Raw genomic sequence first — 1,058 nt, 5'->3', positions numbered from 1 at the left:
CCACATGGGGTAATCGCGGGAGCGACGCGCCCTGGAACCGATCATAGCCTTGGAGGGTGGCTGTTCCCCGATAAGATGAAATACGGGCTCACGACTGGACGCCGGGCCCAGCATCAACGGAGAACAGCCATGGAAGAACATATCGGTCTCGACGTGTCGATGAAAGAGACGGCAGTGTCGATCCGCCGTGAAGGCGAACGGATCTGGCGCGGGAAGTGCGCATCTGATCCCAGGATCATTGCCGAGCTTGTCCGCAAGCGGGCGCCGGCCGCAAAGCGCGTCGTGTTCGAAACCGGCCCGCTGTCAGTTTGGTTCTATCATGCGCTGCGCGCCGAGGGATTGCCAGCCATCTGCATCGATGCGCGCCATGCCAAAGCCGCTCTCGATATGGCGGCGAACAAGACGGATGCGAATGACGCCGATGGTTTGGCGCGTCTTGCTGAAGCAGGATTCTTTCGCGAGGTGCGCGTGAAAGGCTTCGACAGTATGTTGACCCGCACGCTCGTGGCAGCACGCACTCGGCTGGTCCGGATCACCGTCGAGCTTTCCAACCAGATCCGAGGGATCATGAAAACGTTCGGCTTGCTCGTTCCCGCCGGTAAGGGAACTACATTCGAAAAGAATGTCCGGAGCCTTCTTATCGATCAGAGCGAGCTTGCTCCTGTCGTCCTACCGATGTTGGAAGCCTGGCGCAGCATTCGCATCCGTGCCGCCGAGCTTGGGCGCCAGCTTGTCGCAGATGCACGTCAAAGCCAAGCATGCCGCATACTCATGTCGATCCCCGGCATCGGCGCCATTACCGCAACCTCTTTCGCCACTGCCATTGAAGATCCGGGCAACTTCAAGAAGTCCCGCTCTGTTGCCGCTTGGATCGGCCTGACAACTCGCCGCTACCAATCGGGAGAAGTCGATTATGACGGCCATATATCCCGTATCCCGACGCGGCGATCGACATTTGCGGGGACTTCTCTATGAGGCTGCGGCGGTCATCCTGACACGCAGCTCGATCGACAGCAGCCTGCGCACGTGGGGCCTCAAGCTCCGGGAGAGGGTTGGCT

The 1,058-nt window shown here is 60.0% G+C and carries 1 pseudogene; it reads left to right on the top strand.

Annotated features, from left to right (window positions below):
- Positions 1 to 129 precede the first annotated feature (129 nt).
- Positions 130 to 1,058, top strand: a pseudogene (locus NKH05_RS32965) (IS110 family RNA-guided transposase); the annotation flags it as partial.

The organism is Mesorhizobium sp. M1399, from assembly GCF_040317735.1.
GTDB lineage: Bacteria > Pseudomonadota > Alphaproteobacteria > Rhizobiales > Rhizobiaceae > Mesorhizobium.
The sequence above is the reverse complement of the archived record's forward strand: the minus strand, read 5'-3'. Positions and strand labels throughout refer to the sequence as shown.